The sequence below is a fragment of the Paraburkholderia sp. SIMBA_053 genome, from assembly GCF_046534895.1.
In the GTDB taxonomy this organism is placed as follows: domain Bacteria; phylum Pseudomonadota; class Gammaproteobacteria; order Burkholderiales; family Burkholderiaceae; genus Paraburkholderia; species Paraburkholderia caledonica.
Genome location: NZ_JAWRXU010000885.1, coordinates 1 through 264, shown reverse-complemented (window position 1 = coordinate 264; position 264 = coordinate 1). Strand labels below are relative to the sequence as shown.

The 264-nt window shown below is 60.2% G+C and carries 1 protein-coding gene; it reads left to right on the top strand.

What is annotated here, in order from left to right:
- A partial coding sequence (locus tag SB753_RS38155; protein WP_410805303.1) for an efflux RND transporter permease subunit occupies positions 1-264 on the top strand: 264 nt, incomplete at both ends.

Sequence of the window (264 nt, the reverse complement as noted above, 5' to 3'; positions counted from 1 at the left end):
GTCCGTCGCGGTGAACGATATCGAGCATGTCGAATCGACTTCGCTCAACGGTATCGCCGTCGTCAAGATCTTCTTTCAGCCGCACGCGAACATCAACGAAGCGCTCGCACAAGTCACGGCACTGTCGCAAACGCAACTGCGCTCGCTGCCGCCCGGCATCACGCCGCCGAACATACTGCGCTACAACGCATCCACCGTGCCTATCCTGCGGCTGTCGCTGTCGTCGCCGTCGCTCACCGAACAGGAGCTGTTCGACTACGGTAA